Source organism: Micromonospora sp. NPDC048868 (assembly GCF_043198195.1).
Lineage (GTDB): Bacteria > Actinomycetota > Actinomycetes > Mycobacteriales > Micromonosporaceae > Micromonospora > Micromonospora reichwaldensis.
The window spans coordinates 77,360-93,250 of sequence record NZ_JBICUN010000025.1 but is presented as its reverse complement, the minus strand read 5'-3'; the positions used below and the strand labels follow the sequence as shown (position 1 = coordinate 93,250).

The window sequence follows — 15,891 nt, the reverse complement described above, 5'->3', positions numbered from 1 at the left end:
CCCTCAACGCCCTGATCCTCGCCTACGGCGACCGGATCACCATCTAACAACCTCGATCACACCACAGGCCCAAACACGGAAATCGACACACTCCCACGGACGGCGGTGGTCGCCGGTGCCGGACGTTGGTCGGGGGGATGGGTGGTCAGTCGCATTGACTTCCTTCCTGCGTACGGGTGGTGGTGGTGCGTGGTGGTCCGCCTGGCATGCGGCTGCCCGGGGACCGGATGCCAGGCGGGTCGGCGTCGGCCCGCTCTGGTTCCGTAGACGACGGCAGGGTCACGTCGACAACGGAAATTCAGAACTTTGTTTGGATCGCCTACTTACTTGGACAGTGACGGGCGACGATCTTTACAGGCGCATTTCGGTGTGCGAGCATGCCGTGAGCTGCGTCGTCACCGGTGCAGGACCGGCAGGAGGACGCCGGTCCGGGCGGCGGGAGGCACGCCGGATCCGGTCGGTCCGCCCACCCGCGACGTGAGGAGGGACCGCCACCGTGACCGGCAGCGACGTCCACGCGCCGGCCCACGACGCGGAACTGGGCCCGGGGACGCGCGACCCGTCCCACCCGGACGTGCCCGCCCTGGTCGCCGCCGCCCGCGCGGGTGACGGGGCGGCGCTCACCGAGCTGGTCTCCGCGCACCTCCCGCTCGTCTACGGGATCGTGGGGCGGGCGCTCAACGGGCACGCCGACGTGGACGACCTGGTCCAGGAGACGATGGTCCGGGTCATCCGGGGCCTGCCGGACCTGCGGGAGCCGGAGCGGTTCCGCGCCTGGCTGGTGTCCATCGCGTACCGGCAGGTGCAGCTCCACCTGCGCGGTCAGGCGCGGACCCGGCGCCGCGAGCAGGAGACCGACGCGGACCTGCCCGACCCCGGCGGCGACCTGGCCGAACGGACCGTGGCCGAGCTGATCCTCAGCGAGCAGCGCCGGGAACTGGCCGAGGCCACCGGCTGGCTGGACGACGACGACCGGCGGCTGCTGCGGTGGTGGTGGCGGGAGGCGATCGGCGAGCTGACCCGCGCCGAGCTGGCCGACGCGCTGTCGGTCAGCCCGAAGCACGCGGCGGTACGGCTGGGCCGGATGCGGACGCGCCTGGACGAGAGCCGGCTGATCGTCCGCGCGCTGCGCGCGACACCCCGCTGCCCGGAGTTGGCCGCGCTGCTGCGCGGCTGGGACGGCACCGCCGGACCGCTGTGGCGCAAGCGGCTGAGCCGGCACGGCCGGGGCTGCCCGCGGTGCGGATCGCACGGGCACGTGCTGCTGGCACCGGAGCGGCTGCTGCCGGGGATGACGACGTTCCCGGTCGCCGCCGGGCTCGTGGCGGGCGTCCCGGCGGCCCCGGCCGCCGGGACGTTCTGGGCCATGGTCCAGGGCTTCTTCGCCAACAAGGTCGTGGCGGGCGCCACGGTCGCCACGGTCGCGGCCGGGGGCATCGGCTACGCCGTGCTCCAGGCCCCCGACCCGGGCGGCGTCCCCGCCCCGGCCGGCCCCACGGTGGCCGCGCAACCGTCCCGGCCCACGGGTGCGCCCACCGCCGCCGGGCCGACCCGACCCGCCGCCCCGGCGGCGGGGGCCGAGATCCACGTCGCACCGGGCGGCTCGGACGCCGGCACCGGCAGCGCCGACCGCCCGTACGCCACGCTGGGCCGGGCCGTCGCGGCGGTACGCCCGGGCCAGACCATCGTGCTGCGCGGCGGGACCCACCGGCTCACCGAGCCCCTGGTCATCACCACCAGCGGCACCGCGCAGAGACGCATCACCGTCAGCGGCTACCGCGACGAGCGGGCGGTGGTCGACGCGAGCCGGGTGCCCGCCGGCGAGTGGGCGATCACGCAACGGGCGAGCTACTGGACCGTACGCGGGCTGGAGATCAGGAGCGCGCCCGACCACGCGTACGTCTGCGTCTCCTGCCGCCACACCGTCTTCTCCCGGCTGTCGGTCCACGACAACGGGGGCATCGGCCTGCTGCTGCGCGACCCGGGCACGGTGGGCAACCAGGTGCTGGACAGCGACTTCCACGCCAACCACGACACCTCGGACGACGGCGGCACGGCGGACGGGCTGGCGTTCAAGTACGGCTCGGGCGCCGGCAACCTCGTACGCGGCTGCCGGATGTACCACAACTCGGCCGACGGGCTGGACCTCAGCGAGTTCACGGACCCGGTGAGCGTCGAACGGTCCTGGGCGTACGGCAACGGGGTCGACCGGTGGGGGATCCCCGGCTTCACCGAGGGCGGCGGCAACGGCTTCAAGCTCGGCGGCGGTGACCCCGCTCCCGAGGTGCGGCACCGGGTGACCCGGAGCGCGGCCTGGGACAACGCCGGGTACGGCTTCACCGAGGCGGCCAACCACGGGCAGCTGCGGATCACGAACAGCACGGCCTACCGCAACGGCAAGGCCGGGTTCGCGTTCGTCGGCTCGCCGTCGGTGCTGCGGCACAACCTGGCCCTCGCCAACCGCGACGAGACATGGCTCGGCGGGACGGTCGACGACGAGGACAACTCGTGGAACCAGCGGGACTGGGCGACGACGACCCTGCGCAGCGGCGATCCGTCCTCGGCCGAGGGGCCACGGGGTGCCGGGGGCGCGCTGCCGGAGACCACGTTCCTGCTGAACCGCCGCGATCCGGCGATGGGCGCCGACATGCGGTGACGGCGGTGCCGCCGACCAGGCGCAGCCGGCGGGGTGAGCCGTCGACATCGTGCGGCCGGCACCCGTACGGCCGGCGGGAGGGGTTACCTTGCGCAGATGGATCTGGCGTACCTGCGGGCGCACCCGAAGCACCTGCCGACCTTCCTGACCCACCAGCGGATCCGGGAGACGCCGGTCGCCGGCGGCGACATCTGTGCCGCGTCCCGGCTGACGCTGGACGACGGGCACTCGGTGTTCGCCAAGACCTGGCCGGAGGCCGCCGGACGGCCCGCGCCGGAGGGCTTCTTCGCCGCCGAGGCGGCCGGCCTGCGCTGGCTGCGCGAGGCCGGGACGGTCGCCGTACCGGAGGTGGTGGCGGCGCTGCCCGGGCTGCTGGCGCTGGAGTGGATCGAGCCCGGCGAGCCGACGCCCGAGGCGGCCGAGCGGTTCGGCCGGGAGCTGGCCGGGCTGCACCGGGCCGGGGCGTCGGCCTTCGGGGCCGGGTGGAACGGCTTCATCGGGGCGCTGCCGGCGGACAACACACCCGATGACGGCCCCTGGTCGGGTTGGTTCGCGCGGGCCCGGCTCGTCCCGTACCTCCGGATGTCGGTCGACGGCGGCGCGCTCACCGGCGCCGAGGCCGGCCTGGTCGAGCAGGTCGTCGAGCGGATCGGCGAGTTCGGCGGTGACGAGCCGCCGGCCCGGATCCACGGGGACCTCTGGCCGGGCAACGCGCTCTGGGGCGCGGACGACCGGGTCTGGCTGGTCGACCCGGCGGCGCACGGCGGTCACCGCGAGACCGACCTGGCGCAGCTCGCGCTCTTCGGCGGCGCGCCGCACCTGAACCGGATCCTTTCCGCATACGCGGAGACGTGGCCGCTGACCGACGGGTGGCGGGAACGGGTGCCGCTGCACCAGCTCCACCTGATGCTGGTGCACACCGCACTGTTCGGCGCGGCGTACCGGGATGCGGTCGCCCGTACCGCCCGGTCGGCCCTGGCCGGGCTCGGGCGCGCTACCGTCGACGGGTGACCGCCGCCCCGCCGACCGACGGCGCCCTCGCCGACCGGTACGGCCGCGTCGCCCGGGACCTGCGGGTCTCCCTCACCGACAAGTGCAATCTGCGCTGCACCTACTGCATGCCGGCCGAAGGGCTGGCCTGGCTGCCCGGCCCGCAACTGCTCGGCGACGACGAGATCGTCCGGCTGGTCGGGGTCGCGGTGCGCCTGCTCGGCGTGACCGAGGTCCGGTTCACCGGCGGGGAGCCACTGATCCGGCCCGGCCTGGCCGACATCGTGGCCGCCGTGGCGGCGCTGGAGCCGCGCCCCCGCATCTCGCTCACCACCAACGGGATCGGGCTGGACCGGCTCGCCCCCGGGCTGCGCGCCGCCGGGCTGGACCGGGTGAACGTGTCGTTGGACACGCTGGATCCGGAGCGGTTCGCCCGGCTGACCCGGCGCCCGCGCCTGGCGGACGTGCTGGCCGGGCTGGCCGGGGCCGCCGACGCCGGGCTGACCCCCGTGAAGATCAATTCGGTGCTGATGCGGGGCGTCAACGACGACGAGGCGCCCCGACTGCTCCGCTTCGCCCTCGACCACGGCTACGAGCTGCGGTTCATCGAGCAGATGCCGCTGGACGCCCAGCACGGCTGGGACCGGCGGACCATGGTCACCGCCGACGGGATCCTGGCCGCCCTGCGCGGGGAGTTCGACCTGGTCCCCGACCCGGCGGAGCGCGGCGCGGCACCGGCCGAGACCTGGCTGGTCGACGGCGGCCCCGCCCGGGTCGGCGTGATCGCCAGCGTCACCCGGCCGTTCTGCGGCGACTGCGACCGCACCCGGCTCACCGCCGACGGGCAGGTACGCGCCTGCCTCTTCGCCACCGAGGAGTCCGACCTGCGCGGGGCCCTGCGGGCCGGGGCGGACGACGACGAGCTGGCCCGGCGCTGGCGGGCCGCGATGTGGGGCAAGCGGGCCGGGCACGGCATCGACGACCCGGCATTCCTCCAGCCCGCCCGGCCGATGTCCGCGATCGGAGGCTGACCGTGGCAGAACCGACGCGCCCGGCCGACCCCGGGCCACCGGCCCAGGCACGCCCGGCTGACACCGGACCGCCGGCCCAGGCACGCCCGCTCCGCACCGGGCCGCCCGTCCAGGACGCCGGGGCGCCGGTTACCGTCCGCTACTTCGCTGGGGCGCGGGCCGCCGCCGGCCGGACCGAGGAGACCGCATCCGCCGGGCGGTCCCTGGACGAACTCGTCGTGGAGCTGACCGACCGGCACGGTGAGCGGCTCGCCGTCGTCCTGAAGGTGGCGAGTTTCCTGGTCGACGGCGTGACCTGTCATGATCGGCAGGCACCGCTACCGGCCGGGGCCACGATCGACGTCCTGCCGCCCTTCGCGGGCGGCTGAGGGAGGCGCACACATGCTGGCGGCACTGGCGTTCGTCGCCACCATCGCGCTCATCACCGGCCTGATCCACCTCTACCTGTGGAAGCGCCTGGTGCGGGACACCACCGCCCCGGGGCGCTGGCGGCGGATCGGCGGGATCACCGCCCTGGTGCTCGCGTTGCTCGTACCGGCGACCATGGCCGGCACCCAGGCGGGCCTCTACTGGCTCGCGTGGCCGGGCTACCTCTGGCTCGCCGTCATGTTCTACCTGCTGGTCCTGCTCGTGGCGCTGGAAGTGCCGATGGCGGTGGCGAAGCTCGTGCTGCGTCGCCGGGTCGCCGCCGTGGAGCCCACCGCCGCCGCGCCCGAGCCCGCCATGGTGGGCGCGGCCGGGCCGGCGGACCCGCCGGCCGCCGACGCCGTCGCGCAGCCCGACCACGACCCTTCCCGCCGGTTGCTGCTCGCCCGCGGGACGGCGATCTTCGCCGGGCTCACCGCCACCGGCCTCACCGGGTACGGCATCCGCACCGCCCTCGGCCCGCCGCAGCTCGACCGGGTGCAGATCCCGCTGGCCAAGCTCCCCCGCAGCATGGACGGCCTGCGGATCGCCGCGGTCTCCGACATCCACCTCGGTCCGCTGCGCGGACGCGCGCACACCGAGCGGATCGTCGCCGCCATCAACCGCCTGGACGCCGACATCGTCGCCGTCGTCGGCGACCTGGTCGACGGCTCGGTGGCCGAGCTGGGCGAGGCGGCCGAGCCGCTGCGCGGCCTGCGCTCCCGGCACGGCAGCTACTTCGTCACCGGCAACCACGAGTACTACTCCGGTGTCGAGGAGTGGGTGCAGGAGCTGGACCGGCTCGGCCTGCGGGTCATGCAGAACGAGCGGACGGAGATCCAGGCCCGGGGCGGCGTGCTCGACCTGGCCGGGGTGAACGACGTCACCGCCGCCGGCACCGGTCTGGCGGCCCCGGCTGACTACGCGGCGGCGCTCGGCGACCGCGACCCGAACCGCCCGGTGGTGCTGCTCGCCCACCAGCCGGTCGCGGCGACGGAGGCGGCGAAGTTCGGCGTCGACCTCCAGCTCTCCGGGCACACCCACGGCGGCCAGATGGTCCCGTTCAACCTGCTGGTGAAGCTTCAGCAGCCGGTGGTCTCCGGCCTGGGCGAGGTGGACGGCACCAAGGTCTACGTCACCAACGGCGCCGGCTTCTGGGGCCCGCCGGTCCGCGTCGGCGCCGAGCCGCAGATCACCCTGGTGGAGCTGCGCTCCCGCTGACCCATAGCGCGGGCGGCCGGCGTTGTCCAGCACCGGATGCTCAGGTCACGGGTGTGCGTGGCGACGGGTGGGTAATGGCGCGGGCGTGACAGGATGCGGCGTGCCTCCGTTCAGTCCCGCACCCCCCGGCGGCGTCCCGCCGTTCGTCGCGGATCTGCACATCCACTCGAAGTACTCGCGCGCGTGCAGCCGCGACCTCACCCTGCCCAACCTCGGCTGGTGGGCGCGGCGCAAGGGCATCGGGGTGCTCGGCACCGGCGACTTCACCCACCCCGCCTGGTACGACCACCTCCGCGAGACGCTGCACCCGGCCGAGCCCGGCCTGCACCGGCTCAGCCCGGAGGCGGAGCGGGACATCGCCCGCCGGCTGCCGCCCCGGCTGGCGAGCGAGGCGGAGACGGATCCGGTCCGGTTCATGCTCAGCGTGGAGATCTCCACGATCTACAAGCGGGACGACCGCACCCGCAAGGTGCACCACCTGATCTACCTGCCCGACCTGGACGCGGTGGCCCGGTTCAACGCGGCGCTCGGGCGGATCGGCAACCTCGGCTCGGACGGCCGGCCGATCCTCGGCCTGGACTCCCGGGACCTGCTGGAGATCACCCTGGAGGCCAGCGCCGACGGCTACCTGGTGCCGGCGCACATCTGGACGCCGTGGTTCTCCGCGCTGGGCTCCAAGTCGGGCTTCGACGCGATCGCCGACTGCTACGCCGACCTGGCCGAGCACATCTTCGCCGTGGAGACCGGCCTCTCCTCCGACCCCGACATGAACTGGCGCGTCGGCAGCCTGGACGGCTACCGGCTGGTGTCGAACTCCGACGCGCACTCGCCGCCGGCGCTGGCCCGGGAGGCGACCGTCTTCGCCACCGCCCGCGACTACTTCGCGATCCGGGACGCCCTGCGTACCGGTGACGGGCTCGCCGGCACCATCGAGTTCTTCCCCGAGGAGGGCAAGTACCACGCGGACGGGCACCGGCTCTGCGGGGTCAACTGGTCGCCCGAGGAGACCCGGGCCGCCGATGGCCGCTGCCCGGAGTGCGGCAAGCCGCTGACCGTGGGCGTACTCAGCCGGATCGAGGAGCTGGCCGACCGGCCGTCGGGGCACCGCCCCGCGCACGCCCCCGACGTCACCCACCTGGTGCCGCTGGCCGAGATCCTCGGCGAGACCAACAAGGTGGGCGCCCGGTCCAAGCGGGTCGAGGGGAAGCTCCACGAGCTGATCGCCGCCCTCGGCCCGGAGCTGGAGATCCTCACCAGCACGCCGCTCGACGAGATCGGCCGGGTCGGCGGGGAACTGCTCGCCGAGGGCATCGGCCGGCTGCGCCGGGGCGACGTGCGCCGGGTCCCCGGCTACGACGGCGAGTACGGCGTCATCACCCTCTTCGACCCGGCCGAGCTGGGCGGCAACGCGGGCGGGGCCCAGGAGACGCTCTTCGACGTACCCGTGCCGGCGCAGCGCACCCCCGCGGAGCCGGCGCCGAAGCCCCGGGCCAAGCGCCCGGCGGCGGCCAAGCCCGAACCGAAGCGCAAGGCCGCGCCGGCCGCGCCCCCGCCCCCGATCGCGCCGACGCCCTCGCCGCACGAGCCGTTCGAGCCGATGCTCGCCGGCATGGAGGAGGTCGGCACCGGCCTGCTGGACCGCCTGGACGCCATGCAGCGGGTGGCCGCCTCCGCGCCGGGCGGGCCGCTGCTCATCGTCGCCGGGCCGGGCACCGGCAAGACCCGGACGCTGACCCACCGGATCGCCTACCTCTGCGCGGAGCTGAACGTCTTCCCGGAGCAGTGCCTGGCGATCACGTTCACCCGGCGGGCCGCCGAGGAGCTGCGGCACCGCCTCGACGGGCTGCTCGGGCCGGTCGCCGAGGACGTCACCGTCGGCACCTTCCACTCGCTGGGCCTGACGATCCTGCGGGAGAACGCCGACGCCGCCGGCCTGCCGACGGACTTCCGGATCGCCGACGACGCCCAGCGGGCGGAGGCCCGCGCCGAGGCCGGCGACGACGATGCCGGCTACTCGGCGCTGCTGCGCAAGCAGGACCTCGTCGACCTGGACGAGCTGCTGACCCTGCCGGTCGCGCTGCTGAGGGCCGACAAGAAGCTGGTACGGCACTACCGGGAGCGCTGGCGCTGGATCTTCGTCGACGAGTACCAGGACGTCGACGAGGTGCAGTACGAGCTGCTGCGCCTGCTCAGCCCCGCCGACGGCAACCTCTGCGCGATCGGCGACCCGGACCAGGCGATCTACTCCTTCCGGGGCGCCGACGTCGGCTACTTCCTGCGCTTCTCGCAGGACTTCACCGACGCCCGGCTGGTCCGGCTGAACCGCAACTACCGCTCCTCCGCGCCCATCCTGGCCGCCGCCGTGCAGGCCATCGCGCCGTCGTCGCTGGTGCGTGGCCGCCGGCTCGACCCGGCCCGGCTCGACCCGGAGGCCCCGCTGGTGGGTCGCTACCCGGCGGCCTCCGTCTCCGACGAGGCCGACTTCGTCGTACGCACCATCGACGAGCTGGTCGGCGGCCTCTCCCACCGGTCGCTGGACTCGGGGCGGATCGACGGCCGGTCCACCTCGCTGTCGTTCTCCGACATCGCGGTGCTCTACCGCACCGACGCGCAGGCCGCACCGATCGTGGACGCCCTCGCCCGGGCGAACATCCCGGTGCAGAAGCGCTCGCACGACCGGCTGCGGGACCGGCCCGGGGTGGCCGCCATCGCCCGCGAACTGCGGCACGCCGACGGGCTCGACGGCTCGCTGGCCGCCCGGGTCCGGCTGGCCGGTCAGGTGCTGGCGGAGCGCTTCGCGGTGCCCACGCTGGACGGTGCCAGCGCGGTACGCCCGGAGGACGTCCGCTCGGCCGTCGACCTGCTCACCCCGCTGGCCCGCCGCTGCGGCGACGACCTGCCGCTGTTCCTCTCCCAGCTCGCCACCGGCGCGGAGGTGGACGCGCTCGACCCGCGCGCCGAGGCGGTCACCCTGCTCACCCTGCACGCCGCCAAGGGGCTGGAGTTCCCGGTGGTCTTCCTGGTCGGCGCCGAGGACGGGCTGCTCCCGCTGCGCTGGCCCGGCAGCACCCCCGACGACGACGCGATCGCCGAGGAGCGGCGGCTCTTCTTCGTCGGGCTGACCCGCGCCCAGGACCGGCTGTACGTGACCCACGCCGCCCGCCGCACCCGGCACGGCACGGAACGCGACTGCGCCCCGTCGCCGTTCCTCGACGTCATCGACCCGGGCCTCTTCGAACGCTTCGGCGAGGCCGAACCCCGCCGCCCCCGCGACCGCCAGCTCCGCCTGATCTGAGCCACCCCGTCGGGCTGTGGGTCCTTCCGGCCGTGAGTGACCGCTCGGGCGGTCAGGGCGGCCCGGTGTGCCTGTCCGTGCGGGGGGCGCGTCAGGCCGTCAGGCACCGGCGCGCCGGTGCGTGCGGCGGCCTCAGGCGGCCAGTGCGGCCAGCCAGGCACCGGTGAGCAGGGCCGGGCCCAGCGGGAGCGGGGTGTCGCGACGCACTCTGCCGGCCACCAGCAGGACGAGCACCAGCACACCGTGCAGCAGGTGCGGCAGGAGCAGCCCGAGCGCCAGGGGCGACCCGCCGAGCCAGCCGAGCGGCAGGCCCAGGACGGCGGCGAGCTTCACGTCGCCGAAGCCCAGCCGGGAGCCCGGCAGCACCGCCAGCACCACGTGGCAGGCGAAGCAGAGCGCCGCCCCCGCCACCGCGCCGAGCAGGCGCCCGGGGCTACCGGCCGTCGCCGCCACACCGGTCAGCCCGACGGCGGCGACCAGCGCGGCGGCACCGACCAGCGGGTCGGGCAGCCGCAGGCAGGCCAGGTCGACCAGGGCGAGCACCAGCCCGACGGCGGCCAGCACGAGGAGCACCGGCAGGACCGGCTCCGTCCCCAGGGCCGCCGCGAGCCCGGCGAAGGCGACCGCACCCGCCGCCGCGCCCCACCCGGCGGACGGCACCGCCCCGGCGACGCGCGGTGCGAGCGGCGCGGTGAAGTGGCGGGCGGCCCGGGGTGCGGCGAGGCCGGCCAGGGCGCCGAGCAGCGCCACGCATGCCAGCAGCCCGGTCGACACGGGCGGACGCTACCGGCGCGACGGCTCCGGCGCGGCCCCCTGGACGGGACGTCGCGGTCTCTCGGTGCTCACCACGAGGGCCACCCCGGCGACGATGACCGCGCCGCCGAGCACCACCCGCGCGGTGACCGGCTCGGCGGCGAACAACGCGCCGAGCGCCACCGCGACCACCGGGTTGACGTAAGCGTACGTGGAGGCCAGCGAGATCGGGGCGTGGTGCAGCAGCCAGACGTACGCGGTGAAGGCGACGAGCGAGCCGGCCACCATCAGGTACGCGAGCGCGAGCCACGACCGGGTGGTCACCGCGCCCAGGTCGAAGCCGCGCAGCTCGCCCCGGCCCACCGAGAGGAGGGCCAGCGCCGCCGCCCCGGCGAACATCTCGTAGACGGTGGCGACGAACGGATCGGCGGGCATCCGCATCCGCCCGGAGAGGAAGGAGCCGATCGACCAGCAGGTGGCCGCCGCGACCACGGTCAGCGCCCCGGTGAGCGGCACGGCGTCCGTCCCGCCGGTCGGCAGCACCAGCAGCACCAGGCCGACGAAGCCCAGCGTCACCCCCGCCAGCGTCCACGACCGGGGCCGGTCGCCGGTGACCGTACGCAGCAGCACCACCAGCAGCGGAACGGTCGCCACCAGCAGGGCGGCGACCCCGGACGGCACCGCCACCCCCACCGGGCCGGACTCGGCGAGCACCACCAGCCCGTTGCCGCAGGCCAGCAGGAGGACCCCGACCAGCGCGGCCGAGGCGAGCTGTCGCCGGTCGACCCGCAGCGCGCCCCGCCCCCGCAGCGCCCGCAGCACGATCGCCAGCACCAGGCCGGCGGCGGCGAACCGGGCGGCCGCCGAGCCGAGCGGCGGCATGGACTCCACCACGATCTTGATGCCCAGGTAGGTGGAGCCCCACAGGACGTAGACCAGCAGCAGTGCGGTCCAGAGCAGGGCCGGCGCGGCAGCAGCCGTACGACCCGCCCCGGCGGCCGGGCCGGGCGGGGTACCCGCGTCGACGGGCGGCTGCGCACTCGGTGGAGGTGGGCTCATCGGTGGACACGCTACGGTGACGTCGGCGTCGGCGTCCCTGGTTGGTGGCCGGCCTCTCACCACTCGCACGGGAGGCGTGCATGGCGAACTACGGACCACCGGGTCGCGGGGACCCGGACCCGTGGCACGGGCGGCACCCCGACGAGTCGTACGGTCCGTCGGCCGGGTCTGCGGGGCAGGAGCCCTGGGCGGACGCGTACGGCCCACCCCCGCCGGGGCACGGCCCGGTGCCGTACGCCGCCCGGAGCGACGGCACCGCCGTCCCCTCCCCGTACGCGGCAGGTCCCGCCCCGCCACCGCGAAGGCGGCGCGGGCGGACGGCCCCGGTCGTCGCGGTGCTGGCCACGGTGACGTTGCTGGTGCTGGTCGGCGGGGCCGCGGTGCTCTACCTGCTCGACCAGGACGACAGGAAGCCCGTCGCCACGCCGAGCGGGCCCGCGCCCGCGGCCCGGACCGACCCGCCGGAATCCCCGGCGGGCGCGACAGCCGCCACGCCGAGCACACCCGCCCCCGAGTCCTCCACCGATCCGCGCTTCGTCAAGGCCGGCCAGTGCGTCCGCAACGACGGGCCGGCCGGCGGCAAGCCCAAGCTGCTGATCAGCGACTGCGCGCCGCAGACGTACGAGGTGCTGCGCCGGATCGACGGGGCGACCAGCGGCGAGAAGGACGCCGCGGCGAAGTGCGCCAAGGTTGACGGCTACACCAACTGGTACTTCTTCGACAGCGAGCTGGACACCCTCGACTTCGTGCTCTGCCTGAAGCAGCGCTGAGCCACCGCACCCCTGAGGAAGAGATGACGACCTACGGATCACCCGCACAGCCGGACGACCCCTACCAGCGCCCGCCCGGCACCCCGGGCGGCCCGCCCCCCATCGACCCGACCCTGCCGGAGTGGGGGCAGCCGCCAGCCGCCGCGCAGTGGGGCCAGCCGCCGGCCAGCAACGAACCGCAGTGGGGCCAGCCGCCGTACGGGGGTGAAGCGCCGGCCACCCCGCAGTGGGGCCAGCAGGACCCGGCGTGGAACCAGCCCGCGCAGCCGCCGGCGCCGGAACCGGGCTACCCCCCGCCGCCCTCCTCCGGGGCCGGGTACCCGCCGCCCACCTCGGGGGCGGGCTACCCGCCACCGACCTCCGGGGCCGGATACCCGCCGCCCACGTCCGGGGCCGGATACCCGCCGCCCTCCTCCGGGGCCGGCTATCCGCCGCCGCCCGGGGTGCAGCCGCCGGCGGGCCAGGGGGGCTACCCGCAGGCGGGACCGTATCCGCCGGCCGGGCCGGCACCCACGCCCGGCAACCAGTGGGGCGCCCCGCCGCCAGGGCCCGGCGGGTACGCGATGCCGCCGGCCGCTCCGCCCGCGAACAAGAGCGGTGGCAAGGTCGCGATGATCATCGGCCTGGTGGCGGTGCTCCTGCTCTGCCCGTGCCTCGGCCTCGCCGGCTGGGGATTCTGGCAGGCCGGCGACGACGACCCGGTCACGGCCCCGACGGTGAACGCCACCGCCGGCCCGACGGGCCAACCGACGAGCAAGCCGACGAGCAAGCCCACGGACGAGCCCAGCGTGGAGCCGACCACCGCCGCACCGAGCCCCAGCAGGAAGGTGTTCGCCAAGGGCGACTGCGTGGTCAACGACGGCACGGCCAGCAAGGCCGAGCTGCGTAAGGTGCCCTGCGGCCCCAACACGTACGAGGTGCTCCTGCGGATCCCGGGTACGGCGGACGGTGACCGGTGCAAGACCCGGGCCCCGGAGGCGACCGCGAACTACGTGCACGACAACTCGATCGACATCCTCGACTACGTGCTCTGCCTGAAGAAGCGCTGATTACCAAAACTAGGGCTGTCTAGCATGGACGCTAGACAGCCCTAGTTTTGTGTCGAGACCGATCCCGGTGACCCGACACGCCGGTTGCCCCATCTACGGATGTCTAGTCCCCCAGCTAGACGGCCCGATACTGTGCGATGCGTGGATCCGGTCCGCAACCCGTACGCCCCGGGCGCCGGTCAGCGTCCCCCCGAACTCGCCGGGCGGGGGCGCGAGCTGGACGTCTTCGACGTCGTGCTGGAGCGCATCGCCCGGGGCCGGCCGGAACGCAGCCTGATGCTCACCGGCCTGCGCGGGGTCGGCAAGACGGTGCTGCTCAACACCCTCCGCTCCCAGGCGATCAACCACCTCTGGGGCAGCGGCAAGATCGAGGCCCGACCGGACCAGTCGCTACGCCGACCGATCGCCGCCGCGCTGCACATGGCCGTCCGGGAACTGGCGCCCCGGCACCGCGCGCCCGACCGGATCGACGCCTTCCTCGGCGTGCTCAAGGCGTTCGCCCAGCGGACCGCGCCGACCGGTCGCGGCACCGCCGCCCCGAAGCTGCGCGACCGGTGGCAACCGGGCATCGACGTGCCCGCCGCCAGCGGCCGCGCCGACTCCGGCGACATCGAGATCGACCTGGTCGAGCTGCTCACCGACGCCGCCGCGGTGGCCGCCGACGTCGGCACCGGCATCGCGATCTTCATCGACGAGATGCAGGACCTCGGCCCGGAGGACGTCTCCGCGCTCTGCGCCGCCTGCCACGAGCTGTCCCAGCTCGGCGCGCCACTGATCGTGGTCGGCGCCGGGCTGCCGCACCTGCCTGCCGTGCTCAGCGCCGCCAAGTCGTACTCGGAGCGGCTCTTCCGCTACCAGCGCATCGACCGGCTCGACCGGATCGCCGCCGACCAGGCGCTCTGCGCGCCGGCCGAGCGCGAGGAGGTCGAGTACGAGCAGAAGGCGCTCGACCTGCTCTACGAGAAGTCCGGCGGCTATCCCTACTTCGTCCAGGCGTACGGGAAGGCGACCTGGGACCACGCGCCCCGCTCGCCGATCACCGCCGCCGACGTACGGGTCGCCGCGCCCGAGGCCGAGGCCGAGCTGGCCGTGGGCTTCTTCGGCTCCCGCTTCGAACGGGCCACCCCGGCCGAACGCGAGTACATGCGGGCCATGGCCACGCTGTCCCTGGTGGAGGGCGAGGCGGACGGCGGGGGACGCGACGACATGGACGCCGCCGTGCCGACGGCGGAGATCGCCCGGGCCCTGGGGCGCAAGCCGGCCAGCCTCTCCCCGGCCCGGGACGCGCTGATCAAGAAGGGCCTCATCTACTCCGGTGAACGCGGTACGGTCGCCTTCACCGTCCCGCACTTCGGCCGCTACCTGCGTACCCAACCGGCCTGACCGGCCGCGCCGAGCCGCGACGGGCGTCAGACCTTGGACCAGGGCGGCGGGAAGAGCACCTCGCCGCGCGGCGGCGGACCCTCGCCGCTCGTGGCCGGCGGCAGCACCAGCGCCTGCCAGGGGTCGCCGAGACCCGACCAGGGGCTGGTCAGGCCCATCCGGTCGGCCCGGCCGAAGCCGAACCGGTGGTAGTAGCCCGGGTCACCGAGCACCACCACCAGCCGCTCGCCCAGCTCCGTGGCCGCCTCGATGGCGGCCTGCACCACCGCCGTGCCGAGCCCGATCCGCCGCCGGTGCGGCGCGACCGCCACGGGGCCGAGCGCCAGCGCCGGCGCGGTGTGGTCGTCGGACTTGACCCGGACCCGGGTGAGCAGGGCGTAGCCGACGACCTCACCGCCGTACTCGGCGACCATCGCCAGCTCCGGCAGCCAGGCGTCGCTGTCCCGCAGCTCCGCGACCAGCCCCACCTCGGGCGGCGTGGTCACGTCGGGGCGGGCGAACGCGCCGGCCAGCACCCGCCGGACCGCGCCGGTGTCGGCCGGGTCCTCAGGTCGCAGCCGCAACGTCGTCACGCGGGGCACGTTACCCCTCACGGGCCGTCCATCAGCGACGGTCGCTCGAATCGGCGTGGCGCGAGGTGCACGTCCACCGATCCGGATCGGCGGTTGCGGGGGTAGCCGGGCCGACGACGGGGTATGACTGACCCATGAAACCCGTACGTTCCCTCGCCCGCGCCATGCTCAGCGGCATCTTCGTGGTCAGCGGGTTCACCAACCTCCGGAACCCCGGGCGGCTGGTCCCGGCCGCGAAGCCCGTGACGGACCGGGTGACTCCGCTGCTGGAGAAGACCGACCCCCGCATCCCCACCGACACCGAGACGCTGATCCGCGTCAACTCGGCGGTGCAGGTCGGCGCCGGGCTGATGCTCGCCACCGGACGGTTCGCCAGGCCGGCGGCGCTTGTCCTGGCCGGCACGCTGGTCCCGGTGACCCTCGCCGGGCATCCCTTCTGGAACAACGACGACCCGGCGGCGCGGCGCAACAACCAGATCCACTTCCTGAAGAACCTCGGCCTCTTCGGCGGGCTGCTGCTCGCCGCCGCCGACACCGGCGGCAAGCCGGGGCTGCGGTGGCGGACCGGGCACCGGATCGGCCACTCCCGACGTTCCATGCAGCGAGCCGTCCGTACCGCCCGCAGGGAGGCCCGAATCGCCGTACGATCGGCAGCGACGGCCCGTCGACTGCCTGGCTGACCTGCGTCGATACCTCCCCCCGCCCGG

Annotated in this window: 13 protein-coding genes; 10 read left to right on the top strand and 3 right to left on the bottom strand. The window is 75.0% G+C overall.

All coding sequences use genetic code 11. From position 1 onward, the window contains the following. The first annotated feature begins 496 nt into the window (after positions 1-496). The 6 genes from ACGFNF_RS28045 (at position 497) to ACGFNF_RS28020 (ending at position 9,598) form a co-directional block, all read left to right on the top strand. Entirely contained in the window at positions 497-2,656 is a 2,160-nt protein-coding gene (locus ACGFNF_RS28045; RefSeq protein WP_393171775.1) for a sigma-70 family RNA polymerase sigma factor, read from the top strand. 96 nt (positions 2,657-2,752) lie between these two features. Beyond that, positions 2,753-3,667 carry a fructosamine kinase family protein gene (locus tag ACGFNF_RS28040; RefSeq protein ID WP_393171773.1) on the top strand — a complete coding sequence of 305 codons (915 nt, stop codon included), beginning with the start codon at positions 2,753-2,755 and terminating at the stop codon, positions 3,665-3,667. Continuing rightward, positions 3,664-4,677 (top strand): GTP 3',8-cyclase MoaA, encoded by a 1,014-nt coding sequence (moaA, locus tag ACGFNF_RS28035; protein ID WP_393171771.1) that lies wholly within the window; start codon positions 3,664-3,666, stop codon positions 4,675-4,677. The genes ACGFNF_RS28040 and moaA overlap by 4 nt, the downstream gene beginning before the upstream one ends. 2 nt (positions 4,678-4,679) lie before the next feature. Continuing rightward, on the top strand, positions 4,680-5,045 hold the full coding sequence (locus ACGFNF_RS28030) for a MoaD/ThiS family protein (RefSeq protein WP_393171769.1): 366 nt from the start codon (positions 4,680-4,682) through the stop codon (positions 5,043-5,045). 13 nt (positions 5,046-5,058) lie between these two features. Further along, on the top strand, positions 5,059-6,303 hold the full coding sequence (locus ACGFNF_RS28025; RefSeq protein ID WP_393171767.1) for a metallophosphoesterase: 1,245 nt from the start codon (positions 5,059-5,061) through the stop codon (positions 6,301-6,303). A gap of 100 nt (positions 6,304-6,403) precedes the next feature. Then, complete coding sequence (locus ACGFNF_RS28020) at positions 6,404-9,598, top strand: UvrD-helicase domain-containing protein (RefSeq protein ID WP_393171765.1); 3,195 nt, start codon at positions 6,404-6,406, stop codon at positions 9,596-9,598. Between the two features lie 132 nt (positions 9,599-9,730). Here ACGFNF_RS28020 and ACGFNF_RS28015 read toward each other — a convergent pair whose 3' ends face one another. Together ACGFNF_RS28015 and ACGFNF_RS28010 are read right to left on the bottom strand one after the other, a co-directional pair. Next, complete coding sequence (locus ACGFNF_RS28015; protein WP_393171763.1) at positions 9,731-10,372, bottom strand: prepilin peptidase; 642 nt, start codon at positions 10,370-10,372, stop codon at positions 9,731-9,733. Positions 10,373-10,381: 9 nt separating this feature from the next. Next, positions 10,382-11,410: an EamA family transporter gene (locus tag ACGFNF_RS28010; RefSeq protein ID WP_393171761.1), complete on the bottom strand. Its 1,029-nt coding sequence runs from the start codon at positions 11,408-11,410 to the stop codon at positions 10,382-10,384. A gap of 227 nt (positions 11,411-11,637) precedes the next feature. Here ACGFNF_RS28010 and ACGFNF_RS28005 point away from each other — a divergent pair, with 227 nt between their 5' ends. From ACGFNF_RS28005 to ACGFNF_RS27995, 3 genes are all read left to right on the top strand, one after another. After that, a complete protein-coding gene (locus ACGFNF_RS28005) occupies positions 11,638-12,180 on the top strand; it encodes a hypothetical protein (RefSeq protein WP_357577787.1) in 543 nt (180 codons plus the stop codon). Between the two features lie 563 nt (positions 12,181-12,743). After that, positions 12,744-13,229 (top strand): hypothetical protein, encoded by a 486-nt coding sequence (locus tag ACGFNF_RS28000; RefSeq protein ID WP_393171780.1) that lies wholly within the window; start codon positions 12,744-12,746, stop codon positions 13,227-13,229. A gap of 141 nt (positions 13,230-13,370) precedes the next feature. Next, a complete protein-coding gene (locus ACGFNF_RS27995; protein ID WP_357577738.1) occupies positions 13,371-14,612 on the top strand; it encodes an ATP-binding protein in 1,242 nt (413 codons plus the stop codon). Positions 14,613-14,638: 26 nt separating this feature from the next. On the opposite strand, the gene ACGFNF_RS27990 is transcribed toward ACGFNF_RS27995, so the two are convergent. After that, positions 14,639-15,193 (bottom strand): N-acetyltransferase, encoded by a 555-nt coding sequence (locus ACGFNF_RS27990; RefSeq protein WP_311410102.1) that lies wholly within the window; start codon positions 15,191-15,193, stop codon positions 14,639-14,641. Between the two features lie 125 nt (positions 15,194-15,318). Between ACGFNF_RS27990 and ACGFNF_RS27985 the strand changes: the two genes are divergently transcribed. Beyond that, on the top strand, positions 15,319-15,864 hold the full coding sequence (locus ACGFNF_RS27985) for a DoxX family protein (RefSeq protein ID WP_393171759.1): 546 nt from the start codon (positions 15,319-15,321) through the stop codon (positions 15,862-15,864). Positions 15,865-15,891 lie beyond the last annotated feature (27 nt).

Excerpts from the sequence above, each read along its gene's own strand:
- ACGFNF_RS28040 (WP_393171773.1), top strand. The coding sequence starts at position 2,753 with ATGGATCTGGCGTACCTGCGGGCGCACCCGAAGCACCTGCCGACCTTC.
- ACGFNF_RS28025 (WP_393171767.1), top strand. The coding sequence starts at position 5,059 with ATGCTGGCGGCACTGGCGTTCGTCGCCACCATCGCGCTCATCACCGGC.
- ACGFNF_RS28010 (WP_393171761.1), bottom strand. The coding sequence starts at position 11,410 with ATGAGCCCACCTCCACCGAGTGCGCAGCCGCCCGTCGACGCGGGTACC.
- ACGFNF_RS28000 (WP_393171780.1), top strand. The coding sequence starts at position 12,744 with ATGCCGCCGGCCGCTCCGCCCGCGAACAAGAGCGGTGGCAAGGTCGCG.
- ACGFNF_RS27985 (WP_393171759.1), top strand. The coding sequence starts at position 15,319 with ATGAAACCCGTACGTTCCCTCGCCCGCGCCATGCTCAGCGGCATCTTC.